The sequence below is a fragment of the Mesorhizobium sp. M1A.F.Ca.IN.022.06.1.1 genome, assembly GCF_003952605.1.
Classification (GTDB): Bacteria; Pseudomonadota; Alphaproteobacteria; order Rhizobiales; family Rhizobiaceae; genus Mesorhizobium.
The window spans coordinates 1530599-1551220 of record NZ_CP034455.1 but is presented as its reverse complement, the minus strand read 5'-3'; the positions used below and the strand labels follow the sequence as shown (position 1 = coordinate 1551220).

The 20622-nt window shown below is 64.5% G+C and carries 16 protein-coding genes; 2 read left to right on the top strand and 14 right to left on the bottom strand.

What is annotated here, in order from left to right:
* Positions 1-47: 47 nt before the first annotated feature.
* From EJ078_RS07690 to EJ078_RS07650, 9 genes are all read right to left on the bottom strand, one after another.
* Positions 48-2069 carry an ABC transporter ATP-binding protein gene (locus EJ078_RS07690; protein ID WP_245457125.1) on the bottom strand — a complete coding sequence of 674 codons (2022 nt, stop codon included), beginning with the start codon at positions 2067-2069 and terminating at the stop codon, positions 48-50.
* The gene (locus EJ078_RS07685; protein WP_095823939.1) at positions 2062-2946 is read right to left on the bottom strand and encodes an ABC transporter permease; all 885 of its coding nucleotides are present in this window, start codon (positions 2944-2946) and stop codon (positions 2062-2064) included. Before EJ078_RS07685 ends, EJ078_RS07690 begins: the two co-directional genes overlap by 8 nt.
* Positions 2943-3896 carry an ABC transporter permease gene (locus tag EJ078_RS07680; RefSeq protein ID WP_127216430.1) on the bottom strand — a complete coding sequence of 318 codons (954 nt, stop codon included), beginning with the start codon at positions 3894-3896 and terminating at the stop codon, positions 2943-2945. Before EJ078_RS07680 ends, EJ078_RS07685 begins: the two co-directional genes overlap by 4 nt.
* 70 nt (positions 3897-3966) lie before the next feature.
* Positions 3967-5631 carry an ABC transporter substrate-binding protein gene (locus EJ078_RS07675; RefSeq protein WP_127216429.1) on the bottom strand — a complete coding sequence of 555 codons (1665 nt, stop codon included), beginning with the start codon at positions 5629-5631 and terminating at the stop codon, positions 3967-3969.
* Positions 5632-5957: 326 nt separating this feature from the next.
* Positions 5958-7061, bottom strand: coding sequence for a mandelate racemase/muconate lactonizing enzyme family protein (locus tag EJ078_RS07670; protein ID WP_127403330.1), 1104 nt, complete (start codon positions 7059-7061; stop codon positions 5958-5960).
* A 27-nt stretch (positions 7062-7088) separates the two neighbouring features.
* The gene (locus EJ078_RS07665) at positions 7089-7781 is read right to left on the bottom strand and encodes a GntR family transcriptional regulator (RefSeq protein ID WP_095827052.1); all 693 of its coding nucleotides are present in this window, start codon (positions 7779-7781) and stop codon (positions 7089-7091) included.
* Positions 7782-7942: 161 nt separating this feature from the next.
* Positions 7943-9097: an efflux RND transporter periplasmic adaptor subunit gene (locus EJ078_RS07660; RefSeq protein ID WP_127215976.1), complete on the bottom strand. Its 1155-nt coding sequence runs from the start codon at positions 9095-9097 to the stop codon at positions 7943-7945.
* Positions 9098-9111: 14 nt separating this feature from the next.
* The gene (locus EJ078_RS07655; protein WP_095800938.1) at positions 9112-12306 is read right to left on the bottom strand and encodes a multidrug efflux RND transporter permease subunit; all 3195 of its coding nucleotides are present in this window, start codon (positions 12304-12306) and stop codon (positions 9112-9114) included.
* Positions 12300-12536 carry a hypothetical protein gene (locus EJ078_RS07650; RefSeq protein ID WP_095800937.1) on the bottom strand — a complete coding sequence of 79 codons (237 nt, stop codon included), beginning with the start codon at positions 12534-12536 and terminating at the stop codon, positions 12300-12302. The genes EJ078_RS07655 and EJ078_RS07650 overlap by 7 nt, the downstream gene beginning before the upstream one ends.
* 250 nt (positions 12537-12786) lie before the next feature.
* Between EJ078_RS07650 and EJ078_RS07645 the strand changes: the two genes are divergently transcribed.
* Positions 12787-13368: a TetR/AcrR family transcriptional regulator gene (locus EJ078_RS07645; RefSeq protein ID WP_095823937.1), complete on the top strand. Its 582-nt coding sequence runs from the start codon at positions 12787-12789 to the stop codon at positions 13366-13368.
* A 388-nt stretch (positions 13369-13756) separates the two neighbouring features.
* Here EJ078_RS07645 and EJ078_RS07640 read toward each other — a convergent pair whose 3' ends face one another.
* From EJ078_RS07640 to EJ078_RS07620, 5 genes are all read right to left on the bottom strand, one after another.
* On the bottom strand, positions 13757-14779 hold the full coding sequence (locus EJ078_RS07640) for a LacI family DNA-binding transcriptional regulator (RefSeq protein WP_095800936.1): 1023 nt from the start codon (positions 14777-14779) through the stop codon (positions 13757-13759).
* A 55-nt stretch (positions 14780-14834) separates the two neighbouring features.
* The gene (locus EJ078_RS07635; RefSeq protein ID WP_095801117.1) at positions 14835-15629 is read right to left on the bottom strand and encodes an ATP-binding cassette domain-containing protein; all 795 of its coding nucleotides are present in this window, start codon (positions 15627-15629) and stop codon (positions 14835-14837) included.
* Between the two features lie 5 nt (positions 15630-15634).
* Positions 15635-16621, bottom strand: coding sequence for an ABC transporter permease (locus EJ078_RS07630; RefSeq protein WP_095776237.1), 987 nt, complete (start codon positions 16619-16621; stop codon positions 15635-15637).
* Between the two features lie 104 nt (positions 16622-16725).
* A complete protein-coding gene (locus EJ078_RS07625) occupies positions 16726-17658 on the bottom strand; it encodes a substrate-binding domain-containing protein (protein ID WP_067327783.1) in 933 nt (310 codons plus the stop codon).
* A 271-nt stretch (positions 17659-17929) separates the two neighbouring features.
* Positions 17930-19087 (bottom strand): fumarylacetoacetate hydrolase family protein, encoded by a 1158-nt coding sequence (locus EJ078_RS07620; RefSeq protein ID WP_067327784.1) that lies wholly within the window; start codon positions 19085-19087, stop codon positions 17930-17932.
* Between the two features lie 196 nt (positions 19088-19283).
* On the opposite strand from EJ078_RS07620, the gene EJ078_RS07615 reads away from it, so the two are divergent.
* The gene (locus EJ078_RS07615; RefSeq protein ID WP_208721179.1) at positions 19284-20567 is read left to right on the top strand and encodes an FAD-dependent oxidoreductase; all 1284 of its coding nucleotides are present in this window, start codon (positions 19284-19286) and stop codon (positions 20565-20567) included.
* The last annotated feature ends 55 nt before the right edge of the window (positions 20568-20622 follow it).

Here is a 20622-nt window from a genome sequence, read left to right as displayed (position 1 = left end):
CCATCGGCGCAGCGAATCCAGCAGGCGTTGTCGTTTGCTGGCGGCGACTATGCCGGCTCCACGGCCTTCGGCTTCTGCAGCCTTGCCAACTCCGCGAAAGGAATATGGCAGCGGATTGTGTGCCCGGGCTCGGCCTCGCTTAGTTCCGGCTCCTGCGTCTCGCAGATCGCGCCGATCTTGCGCGGGCATCTCGTGTGGAAAACGCAACCCGTGGGTGGGTTGGCCGCGCTCGGGATTTCGCCGTCGAGGCGGATGCGCGAGCTTTCCGTCCGGTCGAGTTTCGGAACGGCCGACAACAGAGCTTCCGTGTAAGGGTGATGCGGGCCGGAAAACACCGCTTCCGACGGTCCGAACTCCATGATGCGGCCGAGATAGAGCACCGCGATCTTGTCGGACAGATAGCGCACCACGCCGAGGTCGTGTGAGATGAAAATGTAGCTCACATCCTGCTTCGACTGCAGGTCGGCCAAGAGGTTGAGGATCGCCGCCTGCACCGACACGTCGAGCGCCGAGGTCGGCTCGTCGCAGACGACGATGCGCGGATCGCCGGCGAAGGCGCGGGCGATCGCCACGCGCTGCTTCAGACCGCCCGAAAGCTGCCGCGGCTTGACGGCGAGATGCCGGTCGGTGAGCCGCACCGAGCGGACGAGCTCTTCGAGGCGCGCTTCCAGCGACTTGCCGGTGAGCCCGCCCAACCGCTTCAAAGCGCGGCTGAGGATATGCCGGATCGAATGCGAACGGTTGAGCGCCGAATCCGGATTCTGGAAGACGATCTGCACCGCCTTGACCTGGTCCTCCGAGCGGCTGGCAAGCCGCGGCGCCAACTGCTTGCCCTCCAGTTCGATGCTGCCGCCCTCGTCCGGCGGCACGAGGCCGAGCAGCAGCCTCGCGAAGGTGGTCTTGCCGCTGCCGGACTCGCCGACCAACCCGAGCGTCTCGCCGGGCCGGAGGCTGACTGAAACGTCCTTCACCGCCCTCAATGCACGACCATGGCTGGCATAGGTCTTGTTCAGCCCCTCGACCTGCAGCACGGGCGGTGCGTGCTTCGGCGCGACGGCGGCAATCTCGGCGGGTGTCGCGCGCGGCAGCGACTGCGCCTTGTCGTGATAGTGGCAGCGCGACAGCCGGCCGCCTCCAAGCTCATAGAGCGGCGGCGGCTCGGTGCGGCAGCGCTCGGTCGCCAGCGCGCAGCGGTCGGCGAAGGCACAGCCGACGATCGTGGCGCCGATGCCGGGCAGGAAGCCGGGGATCGTGTCGAGCCGGCCCTGGTCCTTGCGCTGGCCGCCGCGCGGCAGGCAGCGCAGCAAAGCGACCGTGTAGGGATGGCGCGGATCGTTGAAGACGTCCTTCGTCGAGCCTTCCTCGACCAGCATGCCGGCATAGAGCACGCCGACCCGGTCGCACATGTTGGAGACCACGGCGAGGTTGTGGCTGATGAACAGGATTGAGGCCGAAAGCTCGCGGCGCAGTTGCGCGATGAGGTCGAGCACTTCGGCTTCGACCGTGGCGTCGAGACCCGTCGTCGGCTCGTCGAGGATCAGCATCGAGGGGTCGTTGGCCAAGGCCATGGCGATCGCCACGCGCTGCTGCATGCCGCCGGAAAGCTGGTGAGGGTAGCGCTGCATGACACTGGCCGGATCCGAGATGCGCACAAGATTGAGCATCGCGATCGCCTTGTCGCTCGCCGCCTGTCCCGACATGCCGGCAAGCTCGAAGATCTCGGTGAGCTGGCGGCCGATGCGCAGTGATGGATTCAGCGCCTTGCCGGGATCCTGATAGACCATGGAGACGCTTTCCGCACGGGCGCGTCTGAGCGCCTCGGCATCGAGCTTCATCACATCCCGGCCGTCGAGCGCGATCGAGCCGCCGGTGATCGAGCCGTTGCGCGGCAGGTAGCGGACCACGGACAGCGCCGCGGTGGACTTTCCGCAGCCGGATTCGCCGACCAGCCCATAGGCCTCGCCGCGGCCGATCTTGAAGCTGACATTGCGCAGCACCGCCCGGTTGCGGCGCCCGACGCGATAGGCGACCGAGAGATCGTTGAGCTCGAGCGCGTTCCTGTCAGTCATTGAACGCTCCATGGACGCCGTCGGCCACCAGGTTGACCCCGATCACCAGCGAGGCGATCGCCAGCGCGTCGAACAGCACCGTCCACCAGAAGCCGCCGCCGATCATGCCGTAATTGCTGGATATCGAGAGTCCCCAGTCGGGCGAGGGCGGCTGGATGCCGAAGCCCATGAAGGAGAGCGTGGCGACGGCGAAGATCGCATAGCCCAGACGCACTGTCGTCTCGACCAGGATCGGCGGGATCACGTTGGGCAAGATCTCGACGAACATCGTGTGCAGCGCGCCTTCGTGGCGAAGCTTTGCCGCCGCGACATAATCGAGCTCGCGTTCGGCCAGCACCGCCGAGCGCACCGTGCGGGCGATGATCGGTGCGAAGCTCAAGCCGATGACGACGATCACGGTGATCTTGGAGGTGCCGAGCGCGACGATGGCGAGCAGTGCGATGATCACCACCGGGATTGCCATGAAGGCTTCGAGGATACGGCTGACGATATCGTCGACGATGCCGCGGAAATAGCCGATGACGAGCCCGAGCGCGGTGCCGGCAATGGTCGCCAGAATCGTGGCCAAAGGTGCCACCATCAGGATATCGCGTGAGCCGACGATGACCCGCGAGAAGACATCGCGGCCGATCTGGTCGGTGCCGAACCAGTGCTCGGCCGACGGTGGCGCCAGCGCGTTGATGATGTCGTCGGCAAGCGGATCGTAGGGGACGAAATGCTCGCCGAACAGCGCGCAGACGATCCAGAGCAGGACGATGCCGAGCCCGGTGAGGAAGGTTCCCGATCGCAAGAGCGAATGCAGCACCTCGCCCCAGGGGCTGCGCTGTGTCGCGGCGTCCGGCGTTGGCAGGTTAGCGGGTGTGTCTGTCGCGCTCATTGCTCCGCTCCCAGCCGGATGCGCGGATTGAGCACCGAATAGAGGAAATCGGCGATCAATGTGGCCACCGCATAGACGATGCCGATGGTGAGGATGCCGGCCTCGAGCATCGGAAAATCCTTGCCGCGCGCGGCGGTGAAGATCAGCGAGCCGATGCCTTGGTAGCGGAACAGCGTCTCGATCACGACAAGGCCGCCGATGAGGTAGCCGGTCTGGGTTGCGATGACGGTGATGGTCGGCAATAGCGCGTTGCGCAGCACATGCCGCCAGATCACCGTGCGCCACGGCAGACCTTTAAGCACCGCGGTGCGCGTATAGTCGGAATCGAGCGCCTCGATCATTCCCGACCGCGCCATGCGAGCGATATAGCCGAACAGCACCAGAAACAGCGGCAGCGACGGCAGGATGAGATAATAGAGCTGGGTGAAGAAGCCGGCACCCTTCGGCCAGGCCGCCGCGATCGGCAGCCAGCGCAGCCAGACGCCGAAGATCAGGATCAGGATGATACCAGTGACGAACTCGGGCAGCACCGTCACCGACAGTCCGCCGAGGCTGATGATGCGGTCGAGCGGCCGGTTGAGGTTGAGCGCGGCGATCACGCCGCCGAGGATGCCGATCGGTACCACCAGCACGAAGGCGACAAGCGCCAGCTTCATCGAATTACCCAACGCGTCGATGACGAAGGGCGCCACCGGTGCGCGGAAAATGTAGGACGTGCCCATGTCGCCATGGAGAAAGTTCCAGATCCAGCTTCCGTACTGGACGAGCAGCGGCCGGTCGACGCCGAGCGAGTGGTTGAGCGCGTCGACGGCGCGCTGGTCGGCAAACGGCCCCAATATCGCGCGCCCGACATTGCCGGGCAGCACCTGGCCGCCCAGGAACACCATGACGCTGAGCAGGAACAGCGTCACAAGCGACAGAGCCAGGCGCCGGACGAGGAAGCCGAGGATGACGAATACTCCTATTGGAGCCGGCTCTCCGTCGAGAGCCGGCTGTCAAGGATAAGCTTGCTCCCTCGCGTCAGGCTTTCGAAGCCTTTTCGAGGAACAGCTGCGACATCGCGGTGGGCTGCACGCCCGCCACGCCTTTCGCCGTCGCCGTCAGATAGTCGTAGAAATAGCCGAAGATCACCGGCGTTTCCTCGAGCAGCAGCTTCTGGATCTTGCCGGCTGCAGCCTTCTGCGCCTCGAGGTCGAGGGCCGCGATATAGCTGGTCGCCAGCTGGTCATAGTCCTTGTTCTTGAAATGCGCGGCATTCCAGGTGCCCTCGCTCTTCAATGGCGCCGCGAGATAGACGTTCGGCACGCCGCGGTGGCCGTAGTCGGTGATGCCCATCACCGAATCCAGCCAGTTCGATTTGCCGAACACGGCATCGCCGTAATAGGCGCTCTGGTCGAGGATGTTGAGCTCGAGCTCGATACCGATCTCCTTGACCCAGTTCTGGATCAGCTGCGCGTATTCGGGGATTTCCAGATAGCGCTCGGTGGTCAGCGTTATTTTGAACCCCTTGCCGGCGCCGGCCGCTTCCATCAGCTGCTTGGCCTGCGCGATGTCCTGCTCGCGCTGCGGCACGCTGGTGTCCGTCGACGGATAGACCCCGGCGAATGGGCTGTCATTGCCCTCCTGGGCGCGGCCTTTCATCAGGCCGGCGACCAACTTCTTGCGATCGATGCTGAGCGCGATGGCGCGGCGTACCCGCGGGTCCTTCATCGGACCGTCGTCGCAGCGCAGATGCAGTTGCTGATGCGCCGACGATTTCAGGCTGATGACGTTCACGTTCGGATCGCTGAGGACGGCGACGCCCGCCAGCACCGGCATCTGATTGATGATGTCGATCTGGCCGCCCTGCAGCGCCAGGATCTGCGGCTGGATATCGGTGAAGAAGGTGAATTCGGTGCGCTCCGGCAGGGCTTTTTCGCCCCAGTAGTTCTCATTGCGAACGAAGGAGGCGCCGACTTTGGGCGTGTACTTCTCCAGCTTGAACGGCCCGGTACCGTCGAAGCTCTTTTCGTAATCGCCCTTGTAGCTCGCCGGGATGATGACGGCGTTGTAGTTGTCGGACGACAGCATGTAGGGGAAGTTGCCGTTCGGCGCGTCGAGGTGGAATTCCACCGTGTAGTCGTCGACCTTCTTGCTGGCGCCCTTCGAGAGGATGCCGCTGAACACCGACAGCGCGTTGGAGGAGTTGGCGGGATCGGCAAGCCGGTCGATGCTGGCCACCACGTCCTCGGCCTTCATCTCGCCGCCTGAGTGGAACTTGACGCCCTTGCGCAGCGTGAAGGTCCACACCGAGCCATCGGCATTCGGCTTCCAGCTTTCGGCGAGTGCCGGCTTGAGCACCAGGTCGGGGCCGTCGACGCAGAGGAATTCGGCTACCTGCTGCATGACGAGCAGGCCGCCGGCGTCGGCGATGGTGACCGGGTCGATCGCGGCGGCCGGCACGCTGCTGCCGACGCGGATGGTAGCGCCCGGCGCGCCCTGGGCGCGGGCAAGCGAGGGCGCGGCGCCGAAGCCGGCGGCCATGCCGATGCGGCCGAGAAGCGGCAGCGACAGGCCGAGCAGGCTGCCGTGGCGCACGAAATCGCGGCGGCTGACGCGGCCGTCGATGAGGCCGTCGATGAGGTGATTTTCGAGCGGCGTGCGGTTGCGCCGGATGAGGTCGAGGACGCGGTAGTTCTTGCTCATGGGTCTAAACCCTTTCCCCAGTTCTTGTGGTTGGCGAGTGCATTCCGGTTGACGACGTTCCGTGGAGTTCTCCGGTCCCGGCCATCGTCAAGAATTCAGTCGAACGAACTGTAACATGCAGTTTGGTCCGGTCCATCCGCTCGTTGAAGCGGAAAAGTCAGATTTTCTTGATGCATGCCTAGCTCGGGCGTGCGGCCCCGATCGAAATCGTGGCCGCCTCGATTCGATATTTGCCGGTCTCCTTTCCTTTTGGCGATCTCCCAGTTCAGCTCAGCGAAAAGCCTGCTAGCGCGATCGGCGTTGCGGCGCTGCTCCCGATCTTCATCTCAGCCGATCTCGAAGAAGGGCTTGCCGAGCAGGTCCGGCACCACGTCGATGCCGAGCCCGGGGCCGTCGGGAATGCCCATGCGGCTGCCCGCGACCGGCGGCTTGTTGGAGGCGGTGCGCACCGTCACCCATTCGTGGAAGGCGATGGCATGCAGACGGCGCTCCTCCGGTGTCGACAGCGACAGATGCGCCATCGCGGCGGTGTCGATCTCCGCGCCGCCGGTGTCTTCGATGGTGACCATGAAACCGAGCTCGACGGCGACGTCGCGGATCAGCCGCGTCTGCGTCACGCCGCCGAGGCGCGAGATCTTCAGCGTCAGCCCATCGGCCGCGCCACGGCGATGGATTTCCAGCATCTCGCCCAGCGATGTGACGGATTCGTCGAGCACCATCGGCTTGTCGAGCATGCGGCGCACCGACATATTCTCCTCGATCGTCGTGCAGGGCTGTTCGAATGTGTAGTCGATGCCGCGTGTGGCATCGGCGAACTGGCGCGCCTGGTAGGGCGTCCAGCCGGCATTGGCGTCGCAGAAGATCACCGTGCCCTTCGGCACGGCTGATGCGACGGCGCTCACTCGCTCGATGTCGTCGCGGACATTGCCGCCGACCTTGACCTGCAGCCGATGGTAGCCTTCGGCAACGATGCGCTTGGCAAGTGCCGCCATCTGGTCGACCGTGCCGTGGGTCACGACCCGGTAAAGTTCCGCCGTCTCGCTCTCGCGGCCGCCGAGCATCGCTACCAACGGCACGTCGGCCGCACGGGCGGCGAGATCCCAGCAAGCCATGTCAAGCGCGGCTTTGACGTAGGGATGGCCCTTGAACACCGTGTCCATCAACCTGCCGATGCCGGCCAGCCCGCGCGGGTCATGGCCGATGAGATGCGGCGCGATCTCCGGCACGCCCGCGCGCGTTCCCGCCGGAAACGCGGCCGAGTAGAAATTGCCGAGCGGCGCCATCTCGCCCCAGCCGGTCACGCCTGTGTCGGAAGTGATGGCGACGATCACCGCATCGAAACAGTCGGCGACCCGGCCCTTGGACATGCGGTAGGGCCCGTCCACGAAGGGCTGCACGACATGGTAGGCTTTTATGCTCTTGATCTTCACGTTTGTATCCGTTTGTCCGCGGGTTTGTCAGGCGCCCTTCGATGCGCGCTTTTCGAGGCTGCGCGCATAGGCAAGAAGCGCTTCGAAATCGTTGTCGATATGCTCGCGGGCATGGCGCTGGGCGGCGCGCATGTCCGTGCCCTTGAGCAGCGCCACATAGGTTTCGTGCAGGTCCTCGGCCGGCACCGGCTCGTTCCGCGCACGCTGGTGCAGGGCGAAATACATTTGCAGCCGGCTGGTCAGCCGCTGCCAGGTTTCGAGCAGCACCGAATTGTCGGCCCACTCATAGACCAGCCCGTGCAGCTGCAGCGCCGTCTCGATCTGGCGCGTGGTGTCGAGCGCCCGGGTCGCCTGCTTCACCGCTTCATGGCGGCGGTCGAGCTCGTCGAAGAAGCGCTGGTCGCGCTGCGGCCAGGCGAGCTCGATGGCGAAGTCGTCGAGCACCTTGTTGAGGGAATAGGCGTCGACGATGTCCTTGGCGGTGACGTCGACGACGAAGGTTCCGGCATAGGGAATGCTGGTCAGGATACCTTCCTGCACCAGCTCGCGCATCGCCTCGCGCAGCGGCGCGCGGCTTACCCGCATCTGCTCGGAAATGCGGAGTTCGTTGAGCTTCTGCCCAGGCTCCAGCTGGCCGGTCAGAATGGCGCGCCTGAGCAGCGCGACGATCTCGGCCCTGCGCGTCGTATCCGCGATCGGACTGAAATCCAGCTTTGACATGTGGGCCACTCCTGGATGAACCGACTGTAAGACAAGCAGATTGTCGACAATCCAACAAGAGGGTGGCTATCGATTTTTTCCCGGTTGCAGGCGCGCAAACAAAACGGCGCCCTCGATGTGGGTGTCGAGGGCGCCGTCGGACCGGGACTGATGGGGGATTATCAGCTGGCCGGTTTCGTTTCCGGCAAGGGAGAAACCGGCATTCCGGGTCCGATCTTCTGCAAATTGCCGGTGATCACCTGGTCGCTCTCGGAGATGCCTGAGGTGACGGAAATCAGGTCGCCGTCGGTCGGGCCGAGCGACACCAGCTTCTGGTCTACGGTGTTGTCTTTGCCGAGGACGTACAGGTATTTGCCGAGCTGGCTGGAACCCAGCGCCACCTGCGGCACCATCAGCGTATTGGGCTGCTCCTTCACATGCAGCCGGACGCGCACATACTGCCCGGGCAGCAGCGCGAACTTGGCGTTGCCGATCGTCGCCCGCGCCGTGATCGTGCCGGTCGAATGATCGATCGTGTTGTCGATGAAGGTGAGCTCGCCCTTCTGGCTGGGCTCGGTCTCGCCGGGCAACAGCACGTCGACCGCGATCGGACCGTTGGCCTTCGCTTGCTCGATCTCTACGAGGTCGGTCTCGCTCGGATTGAAGGTGACGTAGATCGGGTCGAGCTGCACCAGCGTGTTGAGAACCGTGCCGGCGACGCTCACCAGGGTACCGACCGAGGCTTGGTTGCGGCCGATCCGTCCGGAGAACGGTGCCTTGATCTCGGCATAGCCGAGATTGAGCTCGGCCGTCCGCACCGCCGCCTGGTCGACCGCGAGGGCGGCTTCGGCCGTGCGCAAGTTGCTGGTGCGCTGGTCGAAGCTGTCCTTGGCGAGGTACCCGGCCTTGGCAAGGTCGGTGCCACGGCCGAGGTTGGACCGCGCGTATTCGAGCGCTGCCGCGTCGCGCTGCACCTGCGCCTTCGCCTGGTCGAGCGCTGCCTGGTAGTCCTCGGGCGCGATCCGGTAAAGCAGGTCGCCCTGCCTGACGTCGCTGCCGTCCTGCGCCGTCTGCTCCTGCAGATAGCCCGGCACGCGCGCCTGCAGGGTGATGTTGCGGATCGGCTCGACGCGCGCGGCGTAGTCGAGATAGATCGGCAGCGTCTTCTTGACGACGTTGACCACCGGGACCGGCATGACGAACGCCTTGGGCGCAGGTGCCGCGCCCGCAGTGCTGGCGCTGAGGCTGAGATTGCCCATGTCGAGCAGGTGCACGCTTGCCACCGAGATTGCGCCCAGCGCGACCGCCGTTCCCAAAGCGATTTTCCATTTACGCATGTTGGTCTCCAATCCTATTCGGCCGCCTGGGCGAGCCGGACGGGCTCGGCGGTCGGTTCAATCTCTTGTTGGTGCGGGGCATGTTGAGGCCCCGCGGCAGGTTCGCTCTCGCCGCCGCGCTCGCGCAGCTTCTCGATCACCGCGTAGAAGACCGGCACGAAGACCAGCGACAGGATCGTCGCCGCCACCATGCCGCCGAAGACGGTGGTGCCGATCGACTGCCGGCTGGCGGCGCCCGCGCCGGTCGCGAACATCAGCGGCAGCACGCCGAGGATGAAGGCGAAGGCCGTCATCAGGATCGGCCGCAGCCTCAGCCGCGCGGCTTCCATCGCCGCCTCGACGATGGTCAGGCCTTCCTCGCGGCGCCGTCGGGCGAACTCGACGATCAGGATCGCGTTCTTCGCCGCCAGGCCGATCAGCATGACGAAACCGATCTGCGAGTAGACGTCGATCTGCATGCCGCGCAGCAAGAGCACGACGAAGGCGCCGAACAAGGCGAGCGGCACGGCGAGCAGCACCATGAAGGGCATCGCCCAGCTTTCATACTGCGCCGCCAGGATCAGGAAGACGAACACGATCGCCAGGCCGAACACGATCGAGGCGATCGATCCGGCCTGGAGCTCCTGATAGGTGATGCCGGTCCATTCATAGCCGAAGTCCCGCGGCAGCACGTTTGCCGCCGCCCGCTCCATCGCCGCGACCGCTTGTCCGGACGAGAAGCCTGGCGCCGCGCCGCCGTTGATGAGGGCGGATGCATTGTTGTTGTAATGCGGCACGGTCTCGGGACCGACGATCGGCACCAGCTTGCCCAGTGTGCTCAGCGGCACCATCCCGCCGGACGCATTGCGAACGTAGAGGCGCGAGATGTCGTTCGCGTTTCCGCGCGCGTCCTTGTCGGCCTGGATCGTCACCCGGAACGTGCGGCCGAAAAGGTTGAAGTCGTTGACGTAGAGGGAGCCGAGATAGATCTGCAGCGTGTTGAACACGTCGGGCAGGTTGAGGCCGAGCAGCTTCGCCTTGCTGCGGTCGAGGTCGTAGTTGAACTGCGGCGTCGAGGTCGAGAAGGACGAGAACAGCTGCTGCGGATTGAGCTCCGGCTGCTTGCGTGCTTCCGCGATCAGCGCCTGCGTGACCTCGTTGAGCGCGGCGCTGCCGCGGCCCGAAAGGTCTTCCACCTGGAATTCGAAGCCGCCGGTCGTGCCGAGGCCCGGGATCGAGGGTGGATCGAATGAGAGCGCAAACGCCTCCGGTATCTGCAGCAACTTGTTGCGCACCTCGGCGACCAGCTTCGATGCGTTCTGGTCGGGCCCGCGTTCGTCCCACGGCTTCAGGATGGCGAACTCCACCGCCGAGTTCGATTGCGCGGCGCTGGTGAGGAAGTTCAGGCCGCTGATCGAGCCGACGATGTCGACGCCGGGCGTGTTCTGCAGGATGTCGCGCGCCTTCTGCGCCACCGCGTCGGTGCGCTCCAGCGAAGCGCCGTCCGGCAACTGGATGACGACGAAGAAATAACCCTGGTCCTCCACCGGAAGGAAGGTCGAGGGCAGCTTCTGCCAGACGAAATAGGTGGCGACCAAGCCCGCCGCGAACAGGCCGAGCATGGCCCAGCGCAGCCGGATCAGAATGCGCACGCCATGCGCGTAGGCATGCGACAGCCAGTCGAAGCCGGCATTGAACCAGCGGAACAGCACGAACTGCGTTTCGCCGCGATGGCGCAGGAACGCGGCGCTCAGCGCCGGGCTCAGCGTCAGCGAGTTGAAGGCGGAGATGCCGACCGAGATCGCAACGGTAAGCGCGAACTGGTTGTAGAGCCGTCCCGAAACGCCGGGAATGAAGGCGACCGGGATGAACACCGCCATCAGCACCGCGGTGGTGGCGATGATTGGGCCAGTCACTTCGGCCATCGCCGCGCGCGTCGCGGCGAGCGGCTTGAGGCCGGCCTCCAGCTGTCGCTCGACGTTCTCGACCACGACGATGGCGTCGTCGACGACAAGGCCGATCGCCAGCACCATGCCGAGCAGCGAGAGCATATTGAGCGAGAAGCCCAGCATGTACATCACCGCCAGCGTCGCGATCAACGACACCGGGATGGCGATGGTCGGGATGATGGTGGTGCGCCAGCTCTGCAGGAAGATAAAGACGACAGCCACCACCAGCACCAGCGCTTCGCCGAGCGTGATCAGCACGTCATGCATCGAGGCCGAGACGAAGCGCGTCGTATCGTAGTGCATGGCGTAGTGGACGCCCTTCGGGAAGCGCGCCGACAATTCCTGCATCTTGTCCTTGACCCGCTGCTGCAGGTCAAGCGCGTTGGAGCCGGGCATCTGGTAGACGGCGAGCACCACGGTCGGGTCCTTGCCGAAGAAGGCCGATGACGAATATTGCAGCGCGCCGAGCTCGATGCGGGCGACGTCGCGCAGACGCACGAGCGAGCCGTTCTGCGAGTTGGCGCGCACGACGATGTCGCCGAATTCCTTCGGGTCGCTCAAACGGCCGACCGCATTGACCTGCATCTCGAAGGCGGTGCCGGCCGGCGCCGGCGATTGGCCGATCTTGCCCGCCGCCACCTGCACGTTCTGCTCGGAAATGGCGTTCTGCACATCGACGGCGGTGATGCCGAGATTGGCCAGTTTGTCCGGATCGAGCCAGACGCGCATCGAATAGCGCCGTTCACCGAAGATCTGCACGTCGCCGACGCCAGGCAGCCGCTTCAGCGGATCGACGACCTGGAGATAGGCGAGGTTGCTCAGCGCCACCGGATCGACCGAGCCGTCGGGCGAGGTGAGGTCGACGATCAGAACGAAGTTCGGGTTCTGCTTCTTGATCGTGACGCCGCCCTGGTTGACGATGGCCGGCAGGGAGGATGCGGCCTGCGAGACGCGGTTCTGGACGTCGACGGCCGCGGTGCTCAGCGGATAGCCGACGTCGAATGTGATGGTGATGGTCGAGGAGCCGTCATTCGAGCTCGTCGACGACATATAGGTCATGCCTTGCACGCCGTTGATCTGCTGCTCCAGCGGCGTGGTGACCGTATCGGCCACCACCTGCGCGCTGGCGCCTGGATAATGGGCGCTGACCACGACCTGCGGGGGCGTGATGTCAGGGAACTGCGAGACCGGCAGCAGGAAATAGGCGATCGCACCGGCGAGCACCATGATGATGGCGATCGCCGATGCGAAGATCGGGCGGTGGATGAAGAAGTTCACCATGACGCGGATGCCTCGCCGAACGGTTTTGCAAAATGGCGCAGGCGCCGGGCCCGGACGGAGCCGGAATCCTCCAAAAAGGATGGCAGGACATCGTCCGGCGCCTGTTCCGCGGCGCGCGAGCGCAGCATCCGTTCGAAGGCGTTGGGATCGACCCCATCAGCCTTCATCACCAGCCGGATCATCGGATCCCGGATGGCTTCGTCGATCGTCAGGTCTTTGCGCTTTTGCATAGGAGCGGCTCCTTGCTGCGGCCCGCATCGGATGATCACGGACCGCTTTTTTCTCGTTTTCACCGGCCGAAGCCGCATGACAGGCAGGTTTTCTGTCCTATCTCACTCTGGCAGGGCTATCGGTGGGCCTTGTCGTTTGACGGGGAGTGATATAGGTGTTACCAGTAAGTAACATCTGAAAGTTACAGACCGGTAACACCCTAGTCAAGAGGTGACCTCGGTTTTTTGGAAACGACGAAAGGAGAGCATGATGACTGACGGCGTTGCGGAACGTTCCCGCCCCCGGGATCGCATCCTGGAAACGGCGCAGGACATGTTCCACAAGCACGGGATCAAGGGCGTCGGCGTCGACGCCATCACGGAGGCTGCCGGCACCAACAAGATGACGCTCTATCGTCACTTCGAATCCAAGGACGATCTGATCATCGAATGCCTGCGCGCCACGGCGGCGAAGGCTTCAAGGATATGGGACGAGTTCGAGGCCGAGCATCCCGGCGACAAGCTCGCGCAGTTGCATGCCTGGGTCCGCAAGGCTTCAGAGCTGCTCAGCGCCGACAGTCGCGGCTGCGACATGGCCAATGCCGCCGTCGAGCTCACCGAGACCAATCACCCGGCACGGCGCGTCATCAAGGAACTGAAGGAAGCCCAGCGCGAGAAGCTGGTTGCGCTCTGCCGCGATGCCGGCATCGGCCAGGCCGAGTTGCTCGCCGATACGCTGTCGCTGTTGCTCGAAGGCGCGCGCGTCTCGATGCAGAGCGTTGGCGCCGAGGGCCCGAGCGCGCAGTTCGTGCGCATGGCCGAGAGCCTGATCGCCTCGTTCCGGGCACGCTGAAGGCGGCTTCCCCTGATGCGGCCGCTTCGCGGCCAGGCTAGCGCCGGCGCTGACCCGTCTCCTCTCTCCCCAGGAGAGTTCGGATTGCTCGAATTGCAAGGCAATTCGACTCGGCAATATCCGGGTGAGGGGCGCTCCGCCTAAGTGCAGGCAAAGAAAAAGCCCGCTGCCGGGAGGAGGAGGCAGCGGGCTTCGATTTCGAATACGGCGCGGGAGGAGGAGCACCGCATTCAGCGCCGGTGTCTGGGAGGAGGAAGACATCCGACGCCGCAATGATTACGATTTGCCCAACCATTCGGCAACTGCGAAACGTGCATAGCTGGTGTGCAGATTTGCCGGATCAATCGTCTGACAAATCAGTGAGGCGACGGCATGATGCCATTCGCGCCTACTGCACCGGCACGTTTTCCTTCATGATCAGCCGGGGCTCGATGAATTTCTTGGTCAGGTACGGCGCCGACGAGGCGATCGAGCCGAGCAGGCGGATCACTGCTTGCTCGGCAATCAGCCGGGCGTTCTGGTCGATGACCACGTCGGCGAGATCGTCGACGAGGTAGCGGCGCGTTTCCCTGGTCAGGTCATGGCAGATGAAGACGGGCTTTCTGCGCGGCTTGGCCTCGAGCAACGCCTTGGCCACGCCGGAGCGTCCGGCGCCGACGCAGTAGATGCCGAGCAGTTCCGGTTCGTTGTGCAAGGCCTTCATGGTCGCGCTGTAGCTGGCGTCGGGCTCGTCGTTGATCTCGACGGCGCTGGAGACGGTGAGATTGGGGAACTCTTCTGCGAGCACCGAGCGGAAACCCATCTCGCGCTCCTCGTGGCCGCGGTAGGAGCGCGAGCCAACGACCATCGCGAGGTGCCCGATCCGGCCGCCAAGGAAGCGGCCCATCAGCAGCGCCGCCGTGCGTCCGGCAACCCGGTTGTCGATGCCGACATACGCCGAGCGAGGGGCCGCCGGCACATCGGAAACCAGCGTGACCAGCCGGATGCCGGCCTCGACCAGCTCGCGCAAAATGTTGCGCGTGCGTGGATGGTCGACGGCGATGACGCCGACGCCATTGGCCTTGAGCGAGAGGTTCTCGATCGCGCCTTGCAGCGCGCCCGGCGATATGCCGGCGAGGTTGTGGATGCGGCAGGAGGCGACCAGCGGCAGGCGCCCTGCAAAGTCCTCGATATGATGGGCAAGGTCGGCCATGAAGGCGTTGCTGCCGATCGGCAGGAAGAATTCGAGATGCGCCGGCTTCGACGGCAGCACGACTTGATCGAGCGTCGGCAGATAGCCGAGCTGCTTTGCCGCCTCCAAGACGCGCTGCCGGTTGGCCGCGCTTGCGCCCGGCCTGTTGTTGAGCACTCGGTCGACCGTCGCGGTCGACAGGGCGCAGCTTCTGGCGATGTCGGCTACGGTCGCTTTCATGGGTCCGGTCATGGGATAGGATCGAGCCCCAGTTAAAAATCAAGGTCAGGCCAAATCAGCCATGCGGCTGCGGGCCGTCGGAAATCGCATCGCGGATCTCCTTGTCCGACATGCCGGTGATGACGCGTTCGACGTCCGCTACGGTGGTCTTCTTCGGATCGATATCATCGGCCACCACCTTGCCGCGGCGCATCACCACGATGCGGTCGACGACCTGGAACACGTGGTGGATGTTGTGGGCGATGAAGATGCAGGAGTGGCCGGAATCGCGGGCGCCGCGCACGAAGCTCAACACCCCTTGCGTCTCGGCGACGCCGAGATTGTTGGTCGGCTCGTCGAGGATGATGAGGTCGCTGTCGAAATGCATGGCGCGCGCGATCGCCACTGCTTGCCGCTCGCCGCCTGATAGTGAGCCGATCGGCGTCGTCGGCGGGATGTTTTTGGAGATGCCGACCTGCTTGAGCAGGTCGCGTGCCACCGTGTTCATCGCCTCCTGGTCCATGCGGTTGAGGAAACGCGGCGGTTTGATCGGCTCGCGCCCCAGGAACAGGTTGCGGGCGATCGACAGCTGCGTGACAAGCGCGGAGTCCTGATAGATCGTCTCGATGCCTTCAGCGATCGCGTCGCTGGTGCTGCGGAAATTCACCTTCTTGCCGCGCACGAAAATGTCGCCGCTGGTCAGCGGCACCGCGCCCGACAGCACCTTGATCAGCGTCGATTTGCCGGCGCCGTTGTCGCCGAGCAGGCCGACGATCTCCTTTTCGTTGACGTGGAAGCTGGCGTCCACCAGCGCCTGTACGCGCCCATAGGACTTGCGGATGTTCGTCATGCGGATCAGAGGCTCGGCCATCGTCTTCAAGTCCCTGCCTGGTGCCGGCGTTCGAGCCATGAGTGCAGCGCCATCATCCCGAGGATGATCGCGCCAATGAAGATGTTGTAGGCAAGTCCCGGAACGCCGATCAGCACGATGCCGTTGCGCATGACGCGCAGGATCAGGATGCCGAGCACCGTGCCGATAATGGTGCCGCGGCCGCCGGTCAGCGCCGTGCCGCCGATGACCACCATGGCGATGACCTCGAGCTCGTAGCCGGTGCCGCTGTTCGGATTGGCGGCCGAGGTGCGCAGCGACGAGATCACGCCGGCGAGCGAGGCCATCACCGCCGACAGGATGAACAGGCCGATCTTGACCCGGCTGACATTGACGCCGCGGGCGCGCGCCGCGTTGGGATTGCCGCCGGCCGCCTGGATCCAGTTGCCGGTGCGGCTTTGCGTCAGCACGTAACCGAGCGCGATCGCGGCGCCGATGAACCAAAACAGCGAGGCATAGATGCGGAACGGGCCGATGTAGAAGTCGCCGACCAGGATGTCCGCAAGCCAGCTGCCTTCGGCGCTCCAGGTGCGCTGCGGAAAGCCGTCGGTGACGAAAAGCGCGGTGCCGCGCACGACGAGCAGCATCCCGAGCGTGACCAGGAAGGACGGGATCTTGAGCTGCGTGACGAACCAGCCATTGACAAGCCCGATCAAGGCCGCGACCACCAGCGCGATGGCTAAGCCCATCTCCAGCGAGGTGACCCCGCCGTTGAACAGCGTCCACATCAGCACCGGCGAGAAGCCGAACAACGAGCCGACCGACAGGTCGAATTCGCCCGACGTCATCAGCAAGGTCATCGCCAGCGCGATCAGCCCAAGCTCGACGGTGAAGGCGAGGATGTTCGAGATGTTCTGCGGCGACAGGAAATCCGGATTGATGCCCCAGAAGATGACGAGTTCGACGATCAGCAGCACCAACGGCCCGAATTCCGGCCGCGCGATGAAACTTTGGATGAAGGAACGGTTTTCCATTGGGCCCGCGATATGAATGATTGGCGAGCCCGCTGCGATCAGTCAGGACTCGACGGTCCAGGAAGCGATCGCGGCCCGAAAGCCGCGACCGTTAATGTCAGCAATTACTTGCCGGACAGGATCTTGTCATAAACGCCGGCAGTATCCTTTTCATAGAGCGCGCCGGTGATGACGTTGAAGCCCGGAGGAATGCCGGCAGACGCCATCGCCGCCATCGAAAGTGCGATGTAGCTGGTCGCCTGCGGGTCCTGCCACTGCGCGGCGTTGACATAGCCGTTCAGCACTTCCTGGGTGGTGTCGAGCGAGTTGCCCCAGCCGACAACGGGGATCTCGCCCGGCTTGACGCCGACTTGGTCGAAGACGCGCTTGACCGAGCCTGTGACGAGGTCGCCGAGGCCGATGATCGCCTTCACCTTGCCCTTGTGGGCGGTGAGATAGTCGACCATGCGGTTGATCACTTCGGCCTGGTCGAGCGTCGCCTCGGTCACCTCATAGGTGATGCCGAGCGGCTCGAACACGCTCTTGATGCCTTCCTCTTCCTGCACGCCATAGGTGGCGCCGGGCACCTCCACCGGCATCCATACGAAGTCGCCCTTCTTCACCAGGCCCTTGTCGACCAGATACTGCGCCCAGTGCTTGCCGAAGGTGACGTTGTCGCCGCCGACATAGGCGTTGAAGTTGGCCTTCGGGTCGGGCGTGTTGAAGTTGATGATCGGAATGTTGGCCGCGCGGGCCTCCTTGACGATCTCGACGAGGCTGCCCGGATCGGGGCTGGTGGTGACGATGCCGTCGGCCTTGGCCGAGATGGCGGCGCGAACAGCCTCCTGCTGCGAGGCAACGTCGCCATTGTGGAACGAGGTGTTCACCTTGTTGCCGGTGTCGGTCGCCCATTGCTTGGCACCGGCCAGGAAGTAGGTCCAGACCGGATCGGCCGGCCCGCCATGCGAAATCCAGTAGAAGGTCTTGGCCTCGGCAATCGCCGGAATGGCGATTGCCGCGATCAAGCCAAGCACGAACAGTCTCAGCCTCGAAAGCATCGATTTCCTCCCATGTTGAAAACCACCTCCACATCAGGCGCGATGCGGTCCTCAAGGGTCGCATCTTCCTGCCCGCGCCGACCGGACGCCTCTAGAGCATTCCCTTTTTCGGCCGCTGGCAAGCCTCGATCGTCAATGGATGTTGGCACAGCTCCGCACGCCATCAGCAATCCCATCAGATTGCATCAGTTACCGTGATATTTTCCCGGCAAACGCCGCTGCGCTCATCAGCCTCCAGTGATGAGCAAGCGTATGCCGTTGTGATCCGCTGCTAGATCAGACCGGCTCTGGCGAGATCGCGCATCAGGTGGCTGGCGCCGTAGGTCCAGGGCGGGCAGTCGGGCGACAGGCGCACCCGGTTGGTCAGCGCGCCCAACTTTTCCGACGAGATGGTGACGATGTCGCCGACCTTGTGGGTGAAGCCCTTGCCCTTTTCGCCGCGATCCTTCGACGGCACGAACATGGTGCCGAGATAGAGCGCCAGCCCGTCCGGGTATTGGTGATGCGGTCCCATCGCGGCTCTGACCAGCTCTTCCGGCGAGCGGCTGATCTCGGCCATCGAGCTTGCGCCCTCCAGCGAAAAACCGTCCTCGCCCTCGACGCTTAGCCGCACCGTGGCGCGCTTCACGTCGGCGATGGAAAAGGTCTCGTCGAAGAGCCGGATGAAAGGTCCAAGCGAGGCGGAAGCATTGTTGTCCTTGGCCTTGCCGAGCAGCAGCGCCGAGCGTCCTTCGACATCGCGCAGATTGACATCGTTGCCGAGCGTGGCGCCGACGATGCGGCCCGAGCTGTCGGCGATCATCGCGATCTCCGGCTCCGGATTGTTCCAGGTGGAGACCGGATGCAGCCCGACATCGGCGCCGAAGCCGACGGAGGCCATCGGCTGGCATTTGGTGAAGATCTCGGCATCGGGGCCGATGCCCACTTCCAGATATTGCGACCAGGCGCCGCGCTGGATCAGCTTGGCCTTGATCTCCATCGCTTCCGGCGACCCTGGCTTGAGCTTGGAGAGATCATGGCCGATCAGCCCGGCGATGTCGGCGCGGATGGCGTCGGCCTTTTCCGCGGAGCCGCGCGCCTGCTCCTCGATGACGCGCTCGAGCAGGCTGACGACGAAGGTGACGCCGGAAGCCTTCACCGCCTGCAGGTCGACGGGGGAGAGCAGGATCGGCTTCTTGGCGTCGCGCTGAGACTCGAAGCTGTTGGCTGCGATGTCTTCCAGTGTGCCGATCGCCTTGGCCCGGGCCGAGCGCACGTAGGCGGCCGGGTCCTTCAGCTCGCAGAGGTCGCGCACGGTAGGCGCCGCGCTCGACGTGATGTCGATGACCTCGCCTGCGCGCACCGTGACCACCAGCGGATGGGAGGCTTCGCTGGTCCTGGCGCGGCCGACGAAAAGGCCGTCGCCAGGGAGGCGGGTTAAATCGGTCATGGTCTTCTGTCCTCTCGATTGTCGCGCGGCACTTTCCCCGCATTTAATGCAAACGTCTATCCCATCGATGGCGAGGTTATGAGCCAATGGCATGCTGTCACATAGCCAAGCGCCGACTGGCCCATCGGGTCCCCTTTCAAGCTCATGAAATCAGCAATAGGATTTTCACGAGCCTCCAGCGCCTCAGGTGACCCAATTGCCCGCAGCCTTTTCCGATCCGATCTGGCAAAAGCCCCCAACAGCTCCGGCGTTCCAGTCCGAGCTGTCGAGCGACGGCACGCTCGACGCGGTGATCGTCGGCGGCGGCATCATGGGTCTGTCGACCGCCTTGCACGCGGCCCGCGCCGGTCTTTCCGTCCAGGTGCTGGATGCCGGCGCGATCGGGCAGGGCGCGTCGGGCTTGAACGGCGGCCAGGTCATTCCCGGCCTCAAATATGATCCCGAATGGCTGATCGAGCACTTTGGCAAGGAGCGCGGCGAGGCCCTGGTCGACTTCGCCGCCTCGACGGCCGACGCGGTGTTCGATGTGATCCGTGACGAGAAGCTTGCGGTGCCGTTCACGCGGAACGGTTGGATCCAGGCCGCGCACACCGAGACCGCGCTGAAGGCGGCGGCGAACCGGGATCGGCAATGGCGGGCTCGCGGCGCCGACGTCAAGCTGCTCGACCGAGCCGAGATCGCCGCGATGACCGGCGCCAAGGGCTATCTTGGCGGCTGGCTCGACCGCCGCGCCGGCGTCATCGATCCGCTGTCCTACACGCTCGAGCTTGCCCGCCTCGCCTCGGACGTCGGCGTCGGGATCGCCGAACAGCAGCGGGTGGTGAGGCTCACCAAGAAAGCGGGCGTCTGGCGGGTCTCCACGCAAGGCGGCGCCGAACTGCGCGCGAAGGCGGTCGTGCTCGCCACCAACGCCTATACGGACGGCCTGCTCCCCGGGCTTGCCCGGACGATTGTGCCTCTGCATTCCTTCCAGATCGCCACGGCGCCGCTGCCGGCCGAGCTTGCGGCAAGCATCCTGCCCGGCGGGCAAGCCGTTTCCGATTCCCGCCGCATCTTGGTCTATTACCGCAAGGGCCCTGATGGCCGGATGGTGTTGGGTGGACGCGGCCGCATGGCCCTGCCTTCAAGCGCGGCCGATTGGGCGCATTGCGAACGCGCGCTGCTGCGCCTCTATCCGGCGCTTGCCGGCATCGCCGTCGAAAAGCGCTGGTTCGGCCGTGTGGCGATGACCCCGGATCATCTCCCGCACCTGCATGAGCCGGAAAAGGGCCTGCTCGCCGTGGTCGGTTGCCAGGGCAGGGGCGTCGGACCGATGAGCGCGCTGGGCAAGCGCATGGCGGATTACCTCGCGACCGGCGATGTCAGTCGATTGCCTTTCCCGCTGTCGCCGATCCGGCCGATCCCGTTCCACGCCTTCCGCCAGGTCGGCGTTGCCGCCACCATCGCCTGGTATCGGATGCTGGATGCCTTCGAGCGCTGAAGTTGAACGCGGCAGCGCATCACCGATTTAGCTTGACAGTTTCAGGAATATGAAA

What these genes read in the sequence shown, in the direction of transcription:
- EJ078_RS07690 (WP_245457125.1), bottom strand. Translation starts at nt 2,069, where the DNA reads ATGACTGACAGGAACGCGCTCGAGCTCAACGATCTCTCGGTCGCCTAT.
- EJ078_RS07685 (WP_095823939.1), bottom strand. Translation starts at nt 2,946, where the DNA reads ATGAGCGCGACAGACACACCCGCTAACCTGCCAACGCCGGACGCCGCG.
- EJ078_RS07675 (WP_127216429.1), bottom strand. Translation starts at nt 5,631, where the DNA reads ATGAGCAAGAACTACCGCGTCCTCGACCTCATCCGGCGCAACCGCACG.
- EJ078_RS07665 (WP_095827052.1), bottom strand. Translation starts at nt 7,781, where the DNA reads ATGTCAAAGCTGGATTTCAGTCCGATCGCGGATACGACGCGCAGGGCC.
- EJ078_RS07660 (WP_127215976.1), bottom strand. Translation starts at nt 9,097, where the DNA reads ATGCGTAAATGGAAAATCGCTTTGGGAACGGCGGTCGCGCTGGGCGCA.
- EJ078_RS07655 (WP_095800938.1), bottom strand. Translation starts at nt 12,306, where the DNA reads ATGGTGAACTTCTTCATCCACCGCCCGATCTTCGCATCGGCGATCGCC.
- EJ078_RS07650 (WP_095800937.1), bottom strand. Translation starts at nt 12,536, where the DNA reads ATGCAAAAGCGCAAAGACCTGACGATCGACGAAGCCATCCGGGATCCG.
- EJ078_RS07645 (WP_095823937.1), top strand. Translation starts at nt 12,787, where the DNA reads ATGACTGACGGCGTTGCGGAACGTTCCCGCCCCCGGGATCGCATCCTG.
- EJ078_RS07640 (WP_095800936.1), bottom strand. Translation starts at nt 14,779, where the DNA reads ATGAAAGCGACCGTAGCCGACATCGCCAGAAGCTGCGCCCTGTCGACC.
- EJ078_RS07635 (WP_095801117.1), bottom strand. Translation starts at nt 15,629, where the DNA reads ATGGCCGAGCCTCTGATCCGCATGACGAACATCCGCAAGTCCTATGGG.
- EJ078_RS07630 (WP_095776237.1), bottom strand. Translation starts at nt 16,621, where the DNA reads ATGGAAAACCGTTCCTTCATCCAAAGTTTCATCGCGCGGCCGGAATTC.
- EJ078_RS07625 (WP_067327783.1), bottom strand. Translation starts at nt 17,658, where the DNA reads ATGCTTTCGAGGCTGAGACTGTTCGTGCTTGGCTTGATCGCGGCAATC.
- EJ078_RS07620 (WP_067327784.1), bottom strand. Translation starts at nt 19,087, where the DNA reads ATGACCGATTTAACCCGCCTCCCTGGCGACGGCCTTTTCGTCGGCCGC.